The organism is Fictibacillus marinisediminis, from assembly GCF_023149135.1.
Taxonomy (GTDB): Bacteria; Bacillota; Bacilli; order Bacillales; family Fictibacillaceae; genus Fictibacillus_C; species Fictibacillus_C marinisediminis.
The window spans coordinates 1,649,631-1,668,134 of sequence record NZ_JAIWJX010000002.1 but is presented as its reverse complement, the minus strand read 5'-3'; the positions used below and the strand labels follow the sequence as shown (position 1 = coordinate 1,668,134).

Genomic DNA, 18,504 nt, shown 5'->3' with positions numbered 1-18,504 from the left:
ATATCTATAATAGTTGAGATTACAATATCCTACAATAGTTTTATTTGAAAGTTCGACAAATTTCAACTAGTGAGAATTTTGCAGTTAAAAGGAGAGTATATGGCTTACTGACATATACTCTCCGCGTATAGCTATTTAACCATTTAATATTATTTTTTACTTAACATCCCAGTTTTTATAGCTGAAATCTCCGCCAAATGAGTGGTTTACTACGTTTTTAAGGTTTGGCTTAGTGATGTAAGCAAGACCACGTTGGTACATTGGGCTGATTGCAGCATCATCCTGAATCAAGATTTTCTCAGCGTCTTGCATCATAGCCCAACGCTTTTTAAGATCTGTTTCAGATGAAGCTTTTTTGATTAGGTCGTCGTACTTTTTGTTTGAGTAATTCATTTCGTTATGAGGACTTCCAGTTACGAACATATCTACGAATGTCATTGGATCTGGATAGTCAGGTCCCCAACCAGCATAGGAGATATCGTAATCAAGTTTCTCTTCAAGCTTAAGTTTTTGTTTAAATGGTTGTGGCTTAATTTTTAGAGATAGACCAGGAAGGTTTTTCTCAAGTTGGTTTTTGATGAACTGCGCATCTTTTTGTGCAGTATCGCTGTCATAGTTAAGTAGAGTAAGCTCTACTTTCTTTGTTCCAAGCTCTTTCAAGCCTTTTTCCCAAAGTTCTTTTGCCTTTTTAGCATCGCCTTTATTAAGGTCGCCATACTTCTCACGGAAGTCAGATCCATCTGGACCGTTAACGAACTTAGAAGGAACTAGGAAGTAAGCAGGAACAGATCCGTTGTTTAAAAGAACGTCAGTAAGCTGTTTTTTGTCCCAGCCCATATCTAGTGCGTGACGGATGTTTTCATTAGCCAACGCTTTGTTCTTTTGGTTCATACGCAAGAAGAATAATGTTGATTCAGGAACAGTACTGAAAATATCTTTCTTGTCTTTGTATTGATCCACGTACTCAGCAGAAATGGTAGTACGGTCTGCTTTTCCAGTTTCAAACAGGTTGATGCGAGTTGCTTCTTCTTTAACTACGTTTACGTTGATTGTGTCAACTTTAACGTTGTTCTTGTCCCAATATTTAGGGTTCTTTTTCAACTGCCAGCCTTTTTCATGCTCCCATTTAGAAAGAGTGTAAGGGCCGTTATAAAGCGCTTTGTCTGCTTCAAGAGCAAACTCTTTGCCTTGTTTTTTAACGAAAGCTTCATTTTGCGGATAGAAAGTAGGGAATGAAAGAACCGCTTTAGTGTAAGGTTTTGATGCAGGGTCAGCTGCGAATTTAACTTCTAACGTGTGATCGTCAATTGCTTTAACGCCAAGCTGATCCGTTTTGTTGTACATTTTGTCTTCAGGGTTAAGTATTTTATCTGCATTCAGGATGCCTGCTACTTGATAAATGAAAGAGTATTGAGTAGCTGTTTCTTTCGCTACAGCTTTTCTCCAAGCAAATACATAATCATTTGCCGTTACTTTTTCACCGTTGTTCCAAACAGCGTCATCACGAAGTTTGAATACCCATGTTTTTCCGCCGTCTTTTTCTTGCGGCTCTTCAGCAGCACCAGAAAGGACTGGCTGATCTTTGTCATCTAAAGTGTAAAGACCTTCGTAAACGTTGTTTGCAACGTTTAGAGATACAGAGTCATCCGCCATGATGTTATCAAGGTATGGAATTTCTGATGAGTCTAACAGGTTAAGCACCTTTTCTTTAGATGAGCTTCCATTACCTTCAGATGCATTGCCATTTGCTTTGTCATCTTTACCGTTCTTTCCGCTACACGCAGAAAGGAAGACGCTCAATACGAGCACGATCGTTAGAAGTAACGACCATTTTGACTTCTTCATGAATTGACCTCCCCTTTTTCTGTTTACCTAATTAGTGGACCAAACTTCGTGAATTATCAGACATTTTGCCCACAACCGTATTATACAAGTTTTCTAACTATTATGCATATACTTTTTTTTACGTCTTTTACAAAAAGCCCATAATATTTACGTTTTATTAACAAAAAATAGGAATAAAGACCCATTAATGTCCGTCGTTTTCTTTCTGTTTTTCAGACAGCAATTTCCAGAATGTTTGGTGATATATCCTCCTTTATTACCCCATATCTTTTTCGCTCTTCCGCTGTTTTGTATCAAAAGCTCACTTCAAGAAGATTGATAGGGGGATTTACTAGGTAAAAAGTATTACTTCATCGGTGAAATTTCATGGTAAAATGTATAAAACAAACTTGGATTTTTCAGATAGGAGAAATTTGATGTCACGCTTGACTTCCTCATTGTTATTAACCGCGGGATCCATAATACTTTCGCTCATTATAGAGCTTGTCTCTGAAAAAAAGATCCACCTCATTCATTTAGTGAACAGCCTTTTCATGGTTTCCCTCGCCCTCCTCTTAATTGGCTTAACCCTTTTTGTCATCAGGGGAGGATTATTCGATCTGTTTTCCAGGACACTGAAAAAAGTTATGAAGAGTTTCTCTAAGTCTGCAGAGTATGCAAGCAGCCATGAAACCGAATCGAACTTCTATCTTTCAGAAAGAGTATCAGGAGAATTTGTTTTTCCTCTCCTCTCTTCGGGTCTTTTTCTGTTCGTGGTCTCTAGCTTGGTTGCAATTCTGTCTTAAATTTACTATACTTATTTTAATTGAATGATCTTGGCGATGATAAAGAAAAGTACATGTTTTTGAAGCTCTCAGAGAGCCTGTGTGTGGTGTAAACAGGCAGTGAATAAGCATGGAATGGGCTTTTGAGCTCCTGTCTGAACTTACAGTAGGAACAGGCGTGTTTGTCCGCACGATAGAATGGTCACCGTATGACAGTACGGCTTTGAGAGATTCTTTATGAATAAGTAAGGGTGGCACCGCGGTCCATTCGTCCCTTTTAATGGGATGGATGGGCCTTTTTGTATTGATTTTGAAGTAAAAGGAGAAGGATATTTTATGGCAACTATATTTTCAGGCATACAGCCAAGCGGTACGATCACACTTGGCAACTATTTAGGAGCACTGCAGCACTTTGTAAACTATCAGGAAGATAACCACTGTTACTTCTGTGTGGTAAACCAGCATGCAATTACAGTCCCGCAAGACCCGGTCCAGCTGAAAAAGAACAGCCGCAGCCTTGCAGCTCTATACCTGGCTGTTGGAATTGACCCGGAGAAGTCTACACTATTCATTCAGTCTGAGGTTCCTGCTCATACGAAGATGGGATGGATATTACAGTGTATCGCTTATATTGGTGAACTTGAGCGTATGACTCAATTTAAAGACAAATCCAAAGGAAAAGATGCTGTTTCTGCAGGGTTGCTGACGTACCCGCCGCTGATGGCTGCTGATATCCTGCTCTATGGAACTGAACTGGTACCTGTTGGAGATGATCAGAAACAGCATATTGAGCTTGCAAGAGATCTTGCAGAACGTTTTAATAAAAAGTACCGTGAGATCTTTACGATTCCTGAGCCTCGAATCCCCAAAGTCGGTGCGAGAATCATGTCCCTCGTTGATCCGGTTAAAAAAATGAGCAAATCAGACCCGAACGTGAATGCCTTCATCTCTATTTTAGATAATGAAGCGGTCATCACAAAAAAGATCAAGCGTGCGACAACTGATTCAGAAGGTATTGTCAGGTTTGATAAAGAGAATAAGCCAGGAATCTCAAATCTCTTGACAATCTACTCTCTTTGCTCCGGTGAGTCCATTTCCGAGTTGGAGACCAAATATGAAGGAAAAGGTTACGGAGATTTTAAAGAAGGCACAGCTAAGGCGATCATTCAACGTTTACAACCGATTCAAGACCGGTATTTCAGCCTCATCGAATCTGATGAACTTGATCAAATCCTTGACCAAGGGGCAGAAAAAGCCAACCGGGCAGCAAACAAAATGCTGAATAAAGCAGAGCGTGCAATGGGCTTGGCCAGAAAACGAGTGTAAAACCGGGAACGCGTGAAGAAACCTCCACTTTAAGTGGGGGTTTCTATGTGTTTATTGACGTTTGAATCTCGCGGAAAAGCAGTTGTTCATCTAGGATTTAATCCGAATCTTGAATTAATTGAGCGTTACTCGAAATGAGTATTCACAAAACTCTATCCCCGGCTTTAATCCTGAATTTCATAAGAAAAGAGACTCACACAATGAGTCTCCTTTCTTGCTCCATATTCAGTTTACGTGTGTCCCATTCTCAAGTTCCCATATCTTCTCAAAGTAAGGCTGCCCTTTTACTAATCGTTCACAGATTGCATAATGCTGGTCGCTCCAGCCGTCTTTAATTTCAGAATAAAGAGCTGCCCATGCTTCTTCAAATTCCATTCGCTGAATGGCCATGTAATTCTCAGGCATCCACTCCGTATACCAATAACGCACTTCCGCCACATTTTTAGTTGTATGAAGCTGATCCAGCACCATGAACAAGAGCTGCTTTAACTGTCTTTCCTTTCGTGTGAGCCCTCTCATGATAATCGGTTCCGGTGATAGGATATGATGCTCTTTTTCTTTGATTTCTGGTTTGAACGTGTAAGTTGCGGTCTCCATTTGTTCCGCCATTTCATAGACGAGCTGTTCCTGTCTCGGAATCAGTCTGCTCTTCCGTATCGGGATACGATAGCCCATCGTGTCAATCACCATCGTTTTCTTCTCATCCGTTATGATAAAACAATGATCAAGCTGCACTCTCTGGTTATTTTTTCTTACGTATGCTTTTTGGTGTACTTCCTCTAAAAGGGAATCTGGAAGATCGCTAAGTTCATTTTCAATATAATGAAAGAGTGAAGAATCCATTTTCACGATTGGAACTTGATCGAGCAATTCAATAAAGTCATCCTTTCTCCACTCATGGAACTCACAAACGTTATAGCCATTTTCTTCACCTTCGAACCAATTCACCCAAACATCTCGTAAATATAACATCTGCAACCCCTCGCTTAACCGTTTTGTTAAAAACAGTATAGTCAGAGGTTGTCCAATTTATTCTATGGCATGGGAAGAAAAATCCCGAGAGAAACACAAAACCCTGGTTAATAGAATCAACCAGGGTTTTGTATTACAAACAAAAATCTTGGTTGAAAAAATCAACCATCATTTTGTACACAAACAAAAATCTTGGCTGAAAAAATCAACCAAGATTTTGTATTACTCACTGTATTTTTTAAAGATAAGTGTTGCGTTATGACCGCCGAAGCCTAAAGAGTTGCTGAGCACAGCGTTAACTTCTACTTTTCTTGCTTCATTCGGCACGTAATCCAGATCACACTCCGGATCCGCTGTTTCATAGTTAATGGTAGGAGGAATGATATCGTTTTGAATGGATTTTACTGAGAAAATCGCTTCAATTCCACCTGCCGCGCCTAAAAGATGTCCTGTCATTGATTTTGTTGAACTGACAGCCACTTTATAAGCATGCTCTCCAAATACTTCTTTGATCGCCATCGTTTCAAACTTATCATTATAATCTGTACTTGTTCCATGAGCATTGATGTAATCAATTTCTTCTAATGCAAGACCGCTGTCTTCAACAGCTTGTGTCATGGCTCTGACTCCGCCTTCTCCTCCTGGAGCCGGGGCTGTAATGTGATGGGCATCACCGGTGCCTGCATAGCCTACGATTTCTGCGTAAATTTTCGCTCCGCGTTTTTTTGCAAACTCAAGATCTTCAAGGACAAGAATACCTGCACCCTCACCAATGACGAAACCGCTGCGGTTCGCATCAAATGGACGGCTTGCTGTTGCAGGATCCTCATTGTAGGAGAGTGCTCCAGCTTGGCAGAAACCAGCCAATGCCATATCTGTGATCGGTGCCTCAGTTCCTCCGCAGATCATCGCATCCGCATCTCCGCGCTGAATCACTTTAAATGCGTCACCAATGGAGTTTGCACCTGATGCACAAGCCGTTACCGTACAGGAGTTCATGCCTTTTGCTCCAAGAATAATGGAAACCTGTCCTGCTGCCATATCCGGGATCATCATCGGTACAAAGAACGGGCTGACCCTTCTGTAGCCTTTTTTCTCAAAAACACGGAATTGTTCTTCATGCGTATCCATTCCGCCGATTCCAGAACCGATCCACACCCCTACACGCGGTGCGATCTCATCTGTTATGTCAAGCTTTGCATCTTCCACTGCCATTTTAGAGGCAGCTACTGCAAATTGAGTAAAGCGGTCCATTTTTCTTGCTTCTTTGCGGTCCATGAATTCCTGGGGATCGAATTCTGTAGCTTCTGCAGCTACTTTTACCGGGAATTTATCTCGGTCCCTGCGAGTTAGCGGGCCAACACCAGATTCACCTGCAACAATTCGGTTCCATGTTTCTTCTACACTATTTCCAAGGGGAGTAACGGCTCCCATTCCTGTAATTACTACACGTCTTTTCATTTTTAATTCAACTCTCCTTTGAAGAATAGTTAGCTATTATCTTCCCCACCGAAGTGCAACTGCACCCCATGTAAGGCCGCCTCCAAATCCAACGAGTACTAGCAGATCATCATCTTTTATTTTACCATTTTTTAAAGCATCAGAAATAGCCATAGGAATAGAAGCTGATGAAGTATTTCCATATTTATTTACGGTAACTGCCATTTTTTCTTTCGGAAGATCAAGCCGCTGCCGTGCTGCTTCCATGATCCGGATGTTGGCTTGATGCGGAATAAGGTAATCTACATCATCCTTAGTCAATCCAGCTTTTTCAACAACGTTCATGGATGATTCACCCATTTGGCGGACAGCAAATTTAAACACTTCCCGGCCGTTCATATAAAGATATTTGTCCTGATAAAGGTGTTTCGCTCCTCTGCCGTCTGAACCCAGTTCAAAGGAAAGGATTCCTCTGCCCTCAGAAACTGTCGACATTACAGCAGCACCTGCTCCGTCACCAAACAGCACTGCTGTATTTCTGTCATTCCAATCTGTAATTCTGGACAATTTTTCAGCTCCGACTACCAAGACATTTTTGTAGGTTCCCGATTCAATGAATTGTTTAGCGATCACCATTCCATACATGAACCCAGAGCAGGCTGCACTTATATCCATAGCAACAGCATTAACCGCTCCCAGCCGATCCTGGATCATACAAGCAACGGAAGGAAAAGGCCTGTCAGGAGTGACGGTAGCCACAACAATCAGATCAATGTCCTCTGCATTCATATCAGCGTTTTTAAGCGCCTCTCGTGCAGCATTTTCAGACATGTGTGATGTATTGATATCGTCAGATGCTATTCTGCGTTCTTCAATTCCTGTTCGAGTACGAATCCATTCATCACTTGTATCAACCATTTTTTCCAAATCGAAATTTGTTAACACTTTCTCAGGGACATAAGCACCTAAACCCAGTATTCCAGCATTCATGTCATTACCCCTTTGGTTTATTTTTTATATTTTGTTCGCCAGCTAACTTAGTATCAATTTTTAAGACCTGGTACTAATGTAAGATATTTTTTGTTTTTTGTCCAGTACTGAGATTTCCGGTACAAGATACCAACTTCAACTCAGGGCATATCCTAGAGAGAGATGTAATCAGTCTGAAAATAAGGAGTGGTACATTTGAATTCGCCTCGCTATGGGCCTCCTTCACCAAGGCATCTAAGGCCGCCAATGATGCATGCAAGAAGCCCATTTCCTCCACCGCGGCAAACTAGAGAACAGCCTCCAAGTGAGCCGCCCTTTATACCTATGGCTTACCGCCAGCCCTTTCAGCGGCCCAATCCCTTATTAAGTGCATTCCGGACGAACGATGGGGCGTTTGATTATAACAAGCTGATGGCTGTTATTGATCAGACCGTTAAAGTAGCACAGCAGGTCTCACCGCTCTTTAATGCCTTTAGGAAAAAATAAAAGAGCCAACACAGAGTTGGCTCCTTTTTCCGTTTTCTTAATCCTGTTTTCCGAGCTCATAAGCATCGTTCATTACTTTAAGGAGAAGATTCAACATAGGCTGGATATCCTCCATGGATAATTCCATTCCTTTTTTCTCCAAAAGCTCTTTTCCTTCTGGCAGATGCTTCATGGCAATTTGCATGAATTTCATATTGAGTTCTTGATTCATTGTTCTTCCTCCAATACATGTTCTTTCATTACTTTTCCGTTGGGGAGCTTTCCGGATTTTTTGTATTCGTCAATTTCCTGCTTTATCTTCTTTTCAAAAGAAGCAGGCACTTGCGGGCTGAACCTGCCCAGAGAAATGGCTTTCTCCTTAAATCCATATTGCAGATTCCCGGATTTCAGATCGCCTTCATTAAACTTGTCAGCGACAAATCCATACACATATTCAACATTTTGCACCGTACTAGTCAGTACTGTAGCGCGGCCGAGATCCGATTGGTCAGATACATAGCCTACCGCGTAGAGTGCTTTCTTTTTCACTTCTTCAATAACAGGGATGGTAAATCCGTCACCTGCAGGATAGAAGACATCTGCCCCGGAAGCTTCCATCTTACGGAATGCGCTGATGGCCTTCTGTTCATCGCTCCAGCTGTGAACTACATTCTTATCCACTTTAATTTTGGGCTTTTGGTAACGAGCACCTTCTATAAAGCCATCTATTTCAGGCTGCCAATCCTGGGCGGCAATTACTCCAAGATGGTTGGTGCGGCTCATTTTGGCTGCTGCCATTCCAGCGAAAAAACCCATTCCATATGAATTAAAATGAATGCTCGTCACATTTTTGCCATGTACTTTTCCATTAAAGCTAACAAAGTGCATCTTGGGAAAATCACTGCTGATCTGATCAAAGATATCAGCATAAATCTTACCATGGCCAAAAACGAGGTTAACCTTTTTCTTCTGAAACTCTTTTACCGCTTTAAGCACTTGGCTTTTTGTTTCTATTTTTTCTTTATAAAAAACTTCATTCCCATATGTATCCTGAATCTTTAAAAGCCCTTTATACCCCTTGTCACCCCAGCCCTGATCATTGATTGTATCCTGAATCAGGAGCCCGGTGTTTTGAAGGTTCTGTGAAGATTTTTCCTGGCATCCTGTGAGACCTAACAGTATACAAGCTGCCAGGAGCAATGTTTTGATCTGCATTTTGGACGTTCACTCCCATTTCCTCGCTTGCCGGATACCCCCTTTATTAGTATAAAGAATAATGGGAAAAGCGCAAGCGCCCTGATAAGGTCCGTCAAGCGCTGGAGCTCTTACACAGCAACACGCTTTTTGTGTTGAGGTGTAAGAGTGAAGCGACCTCGAGGACTTAGGCGCTGAAGCTGGACAATAAAAAAAGGGAAAACATATTTTCCCTTTTTATGCCTTAAACCTACTTTTGAGCCTTTCCTTGCTATGCTGAATCTGCTTTTTCAAACCTTCTTCGATTTTAACATCTGAGCGGAATCCAAGTTCTTTAGCCGCCTTTTCTCCTACAACTACCATGTTTCGCTTTTCTTTTGGAAATTCATCTTCTTTTATAGATAGGAGTTTTAATCCTTTGCGCCATTCTCCGCTTGATCCGCTGACTATATTATATATCGCATTTCTGCTTTTGTTTTCTGCAGCCAGACATAATGCTCTGACAGCATCTTCAACGTAGATCGCATCCTCCGTGACAGAATCTTTTTTTACCGTCATTACATCACGTTCTCCTTCGTCTGCGCTGATGATCTGCTGAAAAGTCATCCCCTCAGGCTGCCAAGGTCCATATACTGTTGGAAATCTTAGAATGACGTATGAAAAATGCTTTTTTGCAGCAGCCATCCGAATGCAATTCTCTTCTGTGAGTTTAATCAATCCGTACAATGTCTCCGGATTCGCTGTAGAGTTCTCTGTAACTTCACCTGTTTTTTTTCCATACACATCATAAGAAGAGGAAAAGATGAATTTCGTTTTTCGGCTGTCTATTGATTCCGCTAACAGCCGCATACAATGAACATGGTCCTTTACTCTATCTTCAATATCACTCCATTGTTCATTAGGCTGAATCCCACAGGCAAGATGGAAAACCACATCGACCTTATGCATAATTTTCATCAGGTCCGCCTGTTCGATTCGTTGATTAATGAGTTCAAAGTTTGCGTTTCTTCCAATATAATCTAATTTTTCGGTTGATGGGGAGCCATCGATTCCTATGACCTCCACTTCATCCTCTAAAAGTTTGGTACATAAGTGGGAGCCAATAAAACCTGCTGCTCCTGTAACGAGTGCTCGTTTCATGAACAATCCTCCGTTCTTTATCCTTCTCTATATCGTATTTTTCAACTTAAGGAGTATGCATCTTAAGAAAAGCACACAAAAAAACCTGCAACAATAAAGTCACAGGATGGTCTCAAACCGGCTGAAAAAATAAGGGATGGCAGTATACCGTTCTGCACTTTTACCCGGCATCTGTATGGTCAGCGAAACAGAGAATCCTTTTTCAAGGCAAGAGGATTCAAACGGCCGGCTATGCACTTTGAAAGGATAAACCGAACCTGCTGCATCATGAAAAATTTTAATGGGTACATTGCTTTTCAGGGTGAACCGAGACATTTCATTGTCTAGAAATCCATCGATCTGTTCGTTTTTTATTCCGTAAGCCTGGCTGATTTCTTTGCGGATTCGCTTTAAAAATAATTTGTTTTGCTTTTCCTGCTGAAAATGCCCCTTAAGATCCAGGCAGGGGTTGATAAAAATGGCAGACCGGATGTATCCTTCCATATCATTGATAAAATCGAGTGCGGTTAGAGCACCCATTCCCTCTGCGAGGATATGAATCTTCGGATTTAGAATTTCATATTTCAGAACATATCGATAAACTCTTCTCGCAAGATTTACAGCCTCTGGGTTACCCCAGTTGCGTCCATATAGATGAGAATAAAAAACGGTGTATCCCATTTCCATCAGGGTACGGATGAGCATGAACCGGTCGGTGTTTTGTTTCCATAAACTTGTATGATTATCAACAAAATGATTGCAGTCTCCAAATACCATGACAGCAAAACCGTTTGGCTGTTCAGGAAGATGTATTGTATTCCATTGTCCATCTAAGCTAAATGCTCTCTCTTCGATACTCACTTTTCTCCCCTCATCCAAAGTTTTCTTACTTATTCTATGTCCGTTCTGTGAAAGAGGAGAAGGGATATGCCTATTCCTGGCTGATTTCCTAAAACATTTAAAGACAAAACATTGATTTTTTGTTACTATATCAGGAGAAGAATTCGTTTACATAAAGCTGAGGTGAACTAAATGCGCTATTTCTGGACGTTAATCTGGTCATTACTTTTAAGCAACATGGCATTTTATGTACTGGCTTCCATGCAGGGCGGAGCATACGACTTCGCAAAAGCTACAACATTTGGCGTGGTCTTTGCCGTATTTATCATGATCATCGGTGCTGTACTTCCAAATGAAGCAGAAACTGCAGAATAACCAAAATAGCAGCCCATCACACCCGTGAAGGGCTTTTTTTCATAATAAGGACGCAATTGGAGGTTATCGAATGAAAGAATCCATTACCGCTTTCCTGGATGACAATTTTGACTTATTTAAAGAAGTTGCCCGCTTTATTTGGGAGCATCCCGAGCTTGGCTATAATGAATATCAGTCATCCAATAAACTCATTGACACATTAAGATCATTTGGTTTTGAGGTTGAAGAGAATATCGAGGGAATGGAAACGGCATTTATTGCTGTTTATGACAGCGGACAATCCGGACCTTCCATCAGCTTTCTTGCAGAATATGATGCACTTCCGGAAATTGACCACGCTTGCGGTCACAATTTGATTGGAACGATGAGTACGGCTGCCGGAATTGCACTTAGCCGAGTGGCTGCCGAGACCGGAGGAAAAGTACTTGTATACGGAACGCCTGCAGAAGAAACTGGAGGAGCCAAGGTCCACCTTACGGATAAAGGATACTTTGACCGAGCAGATGCTGCTCTCATGTGCCATCCATACAAAGCCTTTGAACGAAGCGGATCGAGTATGGCGATGGAAGCTCTGCAATTTGACTTTAAGGGCAAATCCGCGCATGCTGCTGCTTCACCTCATGAAGGAATCAATGCTCTGGATGCTGTCATTTCATTGTTTAACAATGTGAATGCTCTCAGACAGCAGGTCACCCCAGATGTCCGGATCCATGGTGTAATCACTAAAGGCGGAACCGTTCCGAATGTGATTCCGGATCAGACACAGGCTAAATTTTATGTGCGTGCATCTACAGTTGAACAGCTGCCAGAGCTGGTGAGAAGAGTAAAGGACTGTGCTGCAGGAGCAGCTATGGGTTCGGGCTGTGAATGGGAAGCCTCACACTATGAACTCGGCTACGCCAACCTGCTTACGAATGAATCCATGTCAGATGCGTTTACAAAAAATCTTGTTTCACTCGGCATTCCGCTTGAAGAAATTGAAACAGGGAATGACCATGGATCACTCGATTTAGGTAATGTGAGCCAGGTTATACCAGCGATCCACCCGTATATTAAGATTACGGATGCCTTTCATAATCTCCATACGAGAGAATTTTGCACTGCAGCCAATTCAGAAAAGGGCTATGATGGAATGCTCATCGGCGCAAAATCACTGGCTTTAACCGGCTATGATCTACTGACAAATCCAGACCTTCTAAAGGCTGTTAAAGAAGAATTTGAAAACCGCGAAAAAAGGACCTGATCCCAGGTCCTTTTTTCTTTTACGCGCCAATCTCTATTTTCAGCATAATCAAGGCTTTCGTTTATAGGTCCAAACACGGTTATGATTTGAATTTTTCGGAAATGGATCCCCCGTACTAAGCTGGACCTCTTGCGGATCGTTGACCATGCTTCCGGTTTCGCCGATTTCTACATAGATGCCATTGTTTGGAGCCTTTTGCCCATGTTTAAATTGATGATTCTGACCCAATGTTTCCACACTCCTTTTTACATTTTCGTTGTTTACTATTCCCAAAAACACACAAAAAAACCAACCAATACTGGCTGGCTCGGAAATTAGTAATAAGGAACAGGCGTGACGTTCGCCAGGTTGGATACCGGGATGATAAACCGTTCAATTTCATAGCTTCTTACAGGCTGTGAAAACCCGTAATATGGATAATCGTATTCGGTTTCGTTGTTCTCTCTTTCACTGTCCTGCCCCTCATCAATAATGGGAGAAGCAAAATAAATATTCTGTCCGTCCATGAATTCAATAAATCCATCGTATACACTGCCATCGAGCATGGTTACCGAAACAAATCGCTGAATGTTTTTCCGGCACAGCTTCTGCATCTTTTTGGCCATTTGAGGATTCGGCGGGAAGCCTTGCGGCTGATAGCCCGGCTGCGGTTGCTGGTAGCCTTGCGGCTGGAAACCTTGCTGTTGAGCATAATAAGGATTCTGGTTATTAAACATGGGGCACCTCCTTACTAACACATGTTATTCACCCAGCCCCAATGTGTTCATCCCTTTACATGACAGATGCAAGCAGTGCTTTTTGAACATGCAGACGGTTTTCTGCTTCCTCAAAGACAACGGAATGAGGCCCATCTATTATTTCACCTGTCACTTCTTCCCCTCGGTGTGCAGGCAGGCAATGCATGAAAATATAATCTGGATTTGCGCCTGCTAAAGATTCGATGTTAACTTGATAATCTTTGAAGGCTTCGAGACGCTCATTGGTTTCGTCTTCCCAGCCCATGCTTGCCCATACATCGGTATACACGATATCGGCATGTTGTATGCCTTCTTTTAAATCATTGGTCACAAGAATCTTCGCACCCGATTCTTTTGCAATTTCCTGCGCTTTACTTACAATCTCCGCTTTCGGCTTATAATTCTTCGGTGCCACAATGGTACAGTCCAGTCCCACTTTAGCCGAGCCGATCATTAACGAGTGGGCCATGTTATTTCCATCGCCGATATACGTCAATTTTTTGCCTGCAAAAGATGATTTATATTCAAGTATGGTCATCAGATCAGCCAAAACCTGACATGGGTGATAATCATCGGTTAGTCCGTTAATCACTGGTATATCAGCATGAAGAGCAAGTTCTTCTACAATCTCATGATCAAATGTTCTGATCATAATCGCATCTAGATACCTTGACAGCACTTTTGCAGTGTCGGCGATGGATTCTCCTCTCCCCATTTGAATATCGCGGGAACTTAGGTGAAGAGCATGACCGCCCAACTGCAGCATACCGACTTCAAAAGATACCCTGGTTCTTGTAGATGACTTTTCAAAAATCATTCCGAGCGTTTTCCCTGCCAGCAGCTGCTTGGGCTGCTTTTCCTTCTTCAGCTGAATGGCATAGTGAAGGATTTGCTTGATTTCATCCGCCTTCCAGTCTGCCAATGTTAACAGATCCTTGCCTGTAAGTGATGTTTCTGTAATGGATATCATCGGATTCATATTTTGACTCCCTTTCTTTCTTGTATTTCTTTTATATGAACAAAATTCTCGATTGGGAGATTTAGGCCATGCTGATAGAACGCGCATGTTTCCCATTGTGTAAAGATATAATTGCCCGCCAGGCTGGCTTCCATTAATCTTTCATGCGATTGTTCATCACTGCCCGTTGAAAAATAAATGCCCGTCTGCCTCGATTGGTTCCACTCTGAAAAAGACAGCTGTGAAGGAAAGAACACCTCCATGCCTTTCTCTTTCCAATTTTGAAGAAGTTGTGTTTCTTCTATAGAAAGCAGTTTTTCCTCCATGTCTGCAAAAAGGCTGGCTGGCATCGAAGCATCTCCTGTTCGCGCAGCTGGATTGCATCCTGTAAAGATTTTTTGTACGGCTTCCCCTACAGAATCTCCAATTCCAAGAACCTCTCCGGTTGAACGCATGATTGGTGCGGTTTTTGGCGAGAGTCCTGGAAGCTTAACATTGGAGAATACCGGTGCTTTTACAGCAAAATAATGGCTTTCATTTAGTCCGGATTCTATTCCGATCTCAGGCAATGTTTTACCAATCATGACTTGTACTGATGCCTGTATAACGTTCACACCTGATATTTTATTAAATATTGGTGCAGTCCTCGATGCGCGAGGGTTGATCTCAAGGACATATACCTGGTTTCCATCGATGACGAACTGGATATTGAATATTCCTTTGAATGGCATAGAACTTGCTATAATTTGGGTGTATGTGACGATATGTTCTATCGTGCTTTTTTGCAGGCTGACTGGAGGTGTGATAGCTGTGCTGTCTCCAGAATGGATGCCAGCTGGCTCGATATGTTCGAAAATCCCAGGAATAAATACCTTTTCTCCGTCCGTCAAGACATCCACTTCCGCCTCTTTTCCGGCAATATAACGGTCGACTAGGACGGGAAACTCGATGGCCTGTGTGTTCATATAATTCTTCAGTTCCTCATCACAGTGAACAATCATCATTCCTTTCCCACCGATTACGTAGGAAGGGCGAAGCAAGACCGGGTAGCCGATCTTCTGTGCGGATGTCAGTACTTCTTGCTGATCATACGCTGTTTCCCCTGGCACATGAGGGATGCCGCATTTTTTCAGAAAGTGATAAAACCGATCCCTGTTCTCCATTTCATCGATCAGATCCGCATTTGAACCAAGAACTTGGATTCCGGCCTCTTCCAGCTGGTTTGCTACATTGATGGCTGTCTGGCCGCCAAATTGAAGAATGGCTTTTTCAGCTCCTTCAAAATCCAGTACGTTCATGATGTCTTCAAATGAGAGTGGCTCAAAATAAAGTGTATCCGCGACCTCAAAATCAGTACTTACGGTTTCGGGATTATTATTGATCAGAATGGTCTCATAGCCTTCCTGCTGCAGGGCCATTACCCCATGAACACAGCAATAATCAAACTCCACTCCCTGACCGATCCGGATTGGGCCAGAACCGATAATGGCAACTTTTTCTTTGTCCACTGGTGTTTTGTCACTTTTTCCTCTCCAGCTCGAGTAATAATAAGCGGTATCTGCGGTAAATTCTGCAGCGCACGTGTCGACCATTTTATAGGAAGGAACAATTCCTGCTTTAATCCTTATTTGTCTCACTTCATTTTCGGCTACACCCCATGACGCTGCTACAGTCTGGTCAGAGAACCCCGCAGCTTTCCAATCAGCCAGATGATTCAGATTGTTGTTTTCCATTGAGCTTGATTTGATATGCTGGTCGAGGTCAGTTAGTTTTTTAAATGAAGCAAGAAAAAATGAATTGATTTTCGTCCATTCATGAATCTTTTCAACCGAAGTTCCCCTGCTGAGCAATTCGGTGATCGCAAAGAACCGGCGGTCGTCCGCTTCTAATAAAAGATTTTTCAGCTTCCCGCTCCCCCATGTCTTAAGCTCCTGCAAAAAAATACTTTCCGTGTCCAGTTCCAGAGAACGGACAGCCTTTTGCAAAGCCGCTTCCAGGTTCCTCTCGATCGCCATCACTTCTCCGGTGGCCTTCATTTGCGTTCCGAGTTTTCTTTCTGCTTCCGGAAATTTGTCAAACGGCCAGCGCGGCATTTTAACCGTAATATAGTCCAAAGCCGGTTCAAAGCTGGCAAACGTTGAACCAGTAACAGGATTTTTCAGTTCATGAAGCTGATAACCAACACTTAATTTTGCTGCTATTTTTGCGATTGGATATCCGGTTGCTTTTGAAGCCAGCGCAGATGAACGGCTTAAACGAGGGTTCACCTCAATCAAGTAATATGCTTTGCTTTCTGGATCAAGAGCGAACTGGATATTACAGCCGCCGATGATACCAAGTTCCCTGATGATTTTTATGGCTGACGAACGAAGCATGTGGTATTCCTGGTCTGTCATTGTCTGGCTTGGTGCGACAACCATCGAATCACCGGTATGTATGCCTACCGGATCAATATTTTCCATATTGCATATCGTGATACACGTATCATTGCAGTCGCGTACCACCTCATATTCAATTTCCTTAAATCCGGCAATGCTTTTCTCGATCAGACATTGGCCGATCGGACTTGCTGATAGACCTTTTTTAACGATGACATTCAGGTCGTGCTCTGTATGCGCAGTCCCGCCCCCGAAGCCTCCCAGCGTGTATGCTGGACGAATAATGACCGGAAACCCTATATTTCCTGCAAACGCAGCAGCTTCTTCAGCTGTTGTTACAATTTCACTGTCGGGCACAGGTTCATCAAGCTCATGCATCAATGCACGGAAAAGCTCGCGGTCTTCTGCTTTTTTAATGGACTCCAAATTTGTCCCAAGCAGTTTTACATTGTGTTCCTCTAAAATCCCTTTTTCCTGAAGCTCCATTGCCAAATTCAACCCGGTTTGCCCGCCGACTGAAGCCAAAAGTCCGTCAGGTTTTTCCTTTGAGATAATGCTTGCCAAGGACTGGGCAGTCAGAGGTTCAAAATATACTTTATTGGCATACGTTTCATCCGTCATGATGGTAGCCGGATTATTATTGACGAGAACAACATGTATTCCTTCTTCTTTCAGCGCTGCACAGGCTTGTGTTCCTGCATAATCAAATTCAGCTGCCTGCCCAATGACGATAGGCCCCGAACCAATCACCAGGACACTATGAATCTCTTGCTGCTTAGGCATAGATCTTTTCGCTCCTCTTTTCTTTTATTAGTTCAATAAAACTGCTGAACATATGAGCATGGTCTTCCGGTCCAGGATTGGCTTCAGGATGAAACTGGACCGTCATGACCGGATGTGTTTCATGAAACATCCCTTCCACACTTCCATCATTGATATTTTTATAGAGCACTTGAAACCCGGTATGAAGTAAACTTTTTTCCTCCACAACATAGCCATGATTTTGCGAGCTCATCGCCACTTTATTCGTTCTCACATTAATGATGGGATGGTTCGCTCCCCGGTGTCCGAACTTCAATTTTTTAGTGTTTCCGCCGAAAGCCAGTGCCAAAAGCTGATGACCAAGACAAATACCAAATGTAGGGTAGAGCTCGGCTAGCCTTCTGTACACTGGCATATAGGGTGCCAGTTCTTTTGGATTGCCCGGTCCATTTGAAAAGAGAAGGCCATCCGGTTTTAATTTATGGAGAACTTCTTCTTGTGTATCATAAGGGACGATGGTCACCTTGCATCCCGACGAGATTAAAGCATCCAAAATGGATTTTTTATATCCGAAATCAATCATTACGATATGTGTTTTTCCTTTGCCGTACACCTCAGGTTTTGTCACGGCTACTTCTTTCACAAGCCTTCCCTGCATCCCTTTTTGTTCTTTGAAATCCTGCAGGGTTTGTTCACTGCTGGTTAATAACCCTTTCATGTCTCCCTCGGAACGGATCAATTTTATTAGAGAACGGGTGTCTGCTCCGCTCAAATGCGGTATATTATGCTTCTTCAGTAAAGCCGTGAATGACTCCTGGCTCTGATAGTGATGGCCTTCTTCATCTGCAGAGCATGTCACCACTCCGGCTGGCTGAGGAACGATAGATTCAAAGTCTTCTTTATTGATCCCATAATTTCCGATGAGAGGATAAGCAAAAACAACAATCTGTCCGTGATAAGAAGGATCGCTCAGTACCTCCTGATATCCGGTCATTCCGGTAAAAAACACCACTTCACCGCTCGAGCATTGCGGCTTCCCGTGCCAATTCCCTTTAAAACTTTCACCATTAGAAAGCTGCAAGTATCCTTTCATCAT

At 42.6% G+C, this 18,504-nt stretch carries 18 protein-coding genes and 1 other annotated feature; of the genes, 5 read left to right on the top strand and 13 right to left on the bottom strand.

Annotated elements, in window-relative coordinates; genetic code table 11:
* Positions 1-156: 156 nt before the first annotated feature.
* Positions 157-1,845, bottom strand: a complete 1,689-nt coding sequence (locus tag LCY76_RS09025; protein ID WP_248252365.1) for a peptide ABC transporter substrate-binding protein — start codon at positions 1,843-1,845, stop codon at positions 157-159.
* Between the two features lie 374 nt (positions 1,846-2,219).
* Between LCY76_RS09025 and LCY76_RS24135 the strand changes: the two genes are divergently transcribed.
* Complete coding sequence (locus LCY76_RS24135) at positions 2,220-2,630, top strand: DUF3899 domain-containing protein (protein WP_419714935.1); 411 nt, start codon at positions 2,220-2,222, stop codon at positions 2,628-2,630.
* A gap of 27 nt (positions 2,631-2,657) precedes the next feature.
* Positions 2,658-2,888 (top strand) — a binding site (T-box leader).
* Between the two features lie 57 nt (positions 2,889-2,945).
* A complete protein-coding gene (gene trpS, locus LCY76_RS09020) occupies positions 2,946-3,935 on the top strand; it encodes a tryptophan--tRNA ligase (RefSeq protein WP_248252364.1) in 990 nt (329 codons plus the stop codon).
* 225 nt (positions 3,936-4,160) lie between these two features.
* On the opposite strand, the gene LCY76_RS09015 is transcribed toward trpS, so the two are convergent.
* The 3 genes from LCY76_RS09015 to LCY76_RS09005 all read right to left on the bottom strand — a co-directional run bounded on the left by LCY76_RS09015 (position 4,161) and on the right by LCY76_RS09005 (position 7,337).
* Positions 4,161-4,907 (bottom strand): YjbA family protein, encoded by a 747-nt coding sequence (locus tag LCY76_RS09015; protein WP_053354765.1) that lies wholly within the window; start codon positions 4,905-4,907, stop codon positions 4,161-4,163.
* 222 nt (positions 4,908-5,129) lie between these two features.
* Complete coding sequence (fabF, locus tag LCY76_RS09010; protein ID WP_248252363.1) at positions 5,130-6,368, bottom strand: beta-ketoacyl-ACP synthase II; 1,239 nt, start codon at positions 6,366-6,368, stop codon at positions 5,130-5,132.
* A 36-nt stretch (positions 6,369-6,404) separates the two neighbouring features.
* Complete coding sequence (locus LCY76_RS09005) at positions 6,405-7,337, bottom strand: beta-ketoacyl-ACP synthase III (RefSeq protein WP_053354767.1); 933 nt, start codon at positions 7,335-7,337, stop codon at positions 6,405-6,407.
* Positions 7,338-7,532: 195 nt separating this feature from the next.
* Between LCY76_RS09005 and LCY76_RS09000 the strand changes: the two genes are divergently transcribed.
* Positions 7,533-7,823, top strand: a complete 291-nt coding sequence (locus tag LCY76_RS09000; protein WP_248252362.1) for a YppG family protein — start codon at positions 7,533-7,535, stop codon at positions 7,821-7,823.
* A gap of 37 nt (positions 7,824-7,860) precedes the next feature.
* Here LCY76_RS09000 and LCY76_RS08995 read toward each other — a convergent pair whose 3' ends face one another.
* From LCY76_RS08995 to LCY76_RS08980, 4 genes are all read right to left on the bottom strand, one after another.
* A complete protein-coding gene (locus tag LCY76_RS08995; protein ID WP_053354769.1) occupies positions 7,861-8,034 on the bottom strand; it encodes a ComZ family protein in 174 nt (57 codons plus the stop codon).
* Positions 8,031-9,017, bottom strand: a complete 987-nt coding sequence (locus LCY76_RS08990) for a BMP family ABC transporter substrate-binding protein (RefSeq protein WP_248252361.1) — start codon at positions 9,015-9,017, stop codon at positions 8,031-8,033. The genes LCY76_RS08995 and LCY76_RS08990 overlap by 4 nt, the downstream gene beginning before the upstream one ends.
* A 216-nt stretch (positions 9,018-9,233) precedes the next feature.
* Positions 9,234-10,136: an NAD-dependent epimerase/dehydratase family protein gene (locus tag LCY76_RS08985; RefSeq protein WP_248252360.1), complete on the bottom strand. Its 903-nt coding sequence runs from the start codon at positions 10,134-10,136 to the stop codon at positions 9,234-9,236.
* Between the two features lie 99 nt (positions 10,137-10,235).
* On the bottom strand, positions 10,236-10,976 hold the full coding sequence (locus tag LCY76_RS08980) for a lipase family protein (protein ID WP_248252359.1): 741 nt from the start codon (positions 10,974-10,976) through the stop codon (positions 10,236-10,238).
* A gap of 171 nt (positions 10,977-11,147) precedes the next feature.
* Between LCY76_RS08980 and LCY76_RS08975 the strand changes: the two genes are divergently transcribed.
* Both LCY76_RS08975 and LCY76_RS08970 read left to right on the top strand, forming a co-directional pair.
* On the top strand, positions 11,148-11,330 hold the full coding sequence (locus LCY76_RS08975; protein WP_248252358.1) for a YjzD family protein: 183 nt from the start codon (positions 11,148-11,150) through the stop codon (positions 11,328-11,330).
* 70 nt (positions 11,331-11,400) lie between these two features.
* On the top strand, positions 11,401-12,573 hold the full coding sequence (locus tag LCY76_RS08970) for a M20 family metallopeptidase (RefSeq protein ID WP_248252357.1): 1,173 nt from the start codon (positions 11,401-11,403) through the stop codon (positions 12,571-12,573).
* 48 nt (positions 12,574-12,621) lie between these two features.
* Here the strand turns inward: LCY76_RS08970 and LCY76_RS08965 are convergent, their stop codons facing one another.
* The 5 genes from LCY76_RS08965 to LCY76_RS08945 form a co-directional block, all read right to left on the bottom strand.
* The gene (locus LCY76_RS08965; protein WP_062231369.1) at positions 12,622-12,801 is read right to left on the bottom strand and encodes a YjzC family protein; all 180 of its coding nucleotides are present in this window, start codon (positions 12,799-12,801) and stop codon (positions 12,622-12,624) included.
* A gap of 86 nt (positions 12,802-12,887) precedes the next feature.
* Positions 12,888-13,289, bottom strand: a complete 402-nt coding sequence (locus LCY76_RS08960) for a hypothetical protein (RefSeq protein ID WP_248252356.1) — start codon at positions 13,287-13,289, stop codon at positions 12,888-12,890.
* Between the two features lie 55 nt (positions 13,290-13,344).
* A complete protein-coding gene (gene argF, locus LCY76_RS08955; RefSeq protein WP_272885709.1) occupies positions 13,345-14,280 on the bottom strand; it encodes an ornithine carbamoyltransferase in 936 nt (311 codons plus the stop codon).
* A 5-nt stretch (positions 14,281-14,285) separates the two neighbouring features.
* Positions 14,286-17,429 carry a carbamoyl-phosphate synthase (glutamine-hydrolyzing) large subunit gene (gene carB, locus LCY76_RS08950; RefSeq protein ID WP_248252355.1) on the bottom strand — a complete coding sequence of 1,048 codons (3,144 nt, stop codon included), beginning with the start codon at positions 17,427-17,429 and terminating at the stop codon, positions 14,286-14,288.
* Complete coding sequence (locus tag LCY76_RS08945; protein ID WP_248252354.1) at positions 17,422-18,501, bottom strand: carbamoyl phosphate synthase small subunit; 1,080 nt, start codon at positions 18,499-18,501, stop codon at positions 17,422-17,424. The genes carB and LCY76_RS08945 overlap by 8 nt, the downstream gene beginning before the upstream one ends.
* Positions 18,502-18,504: the final 3 nt, after the last annotated feature.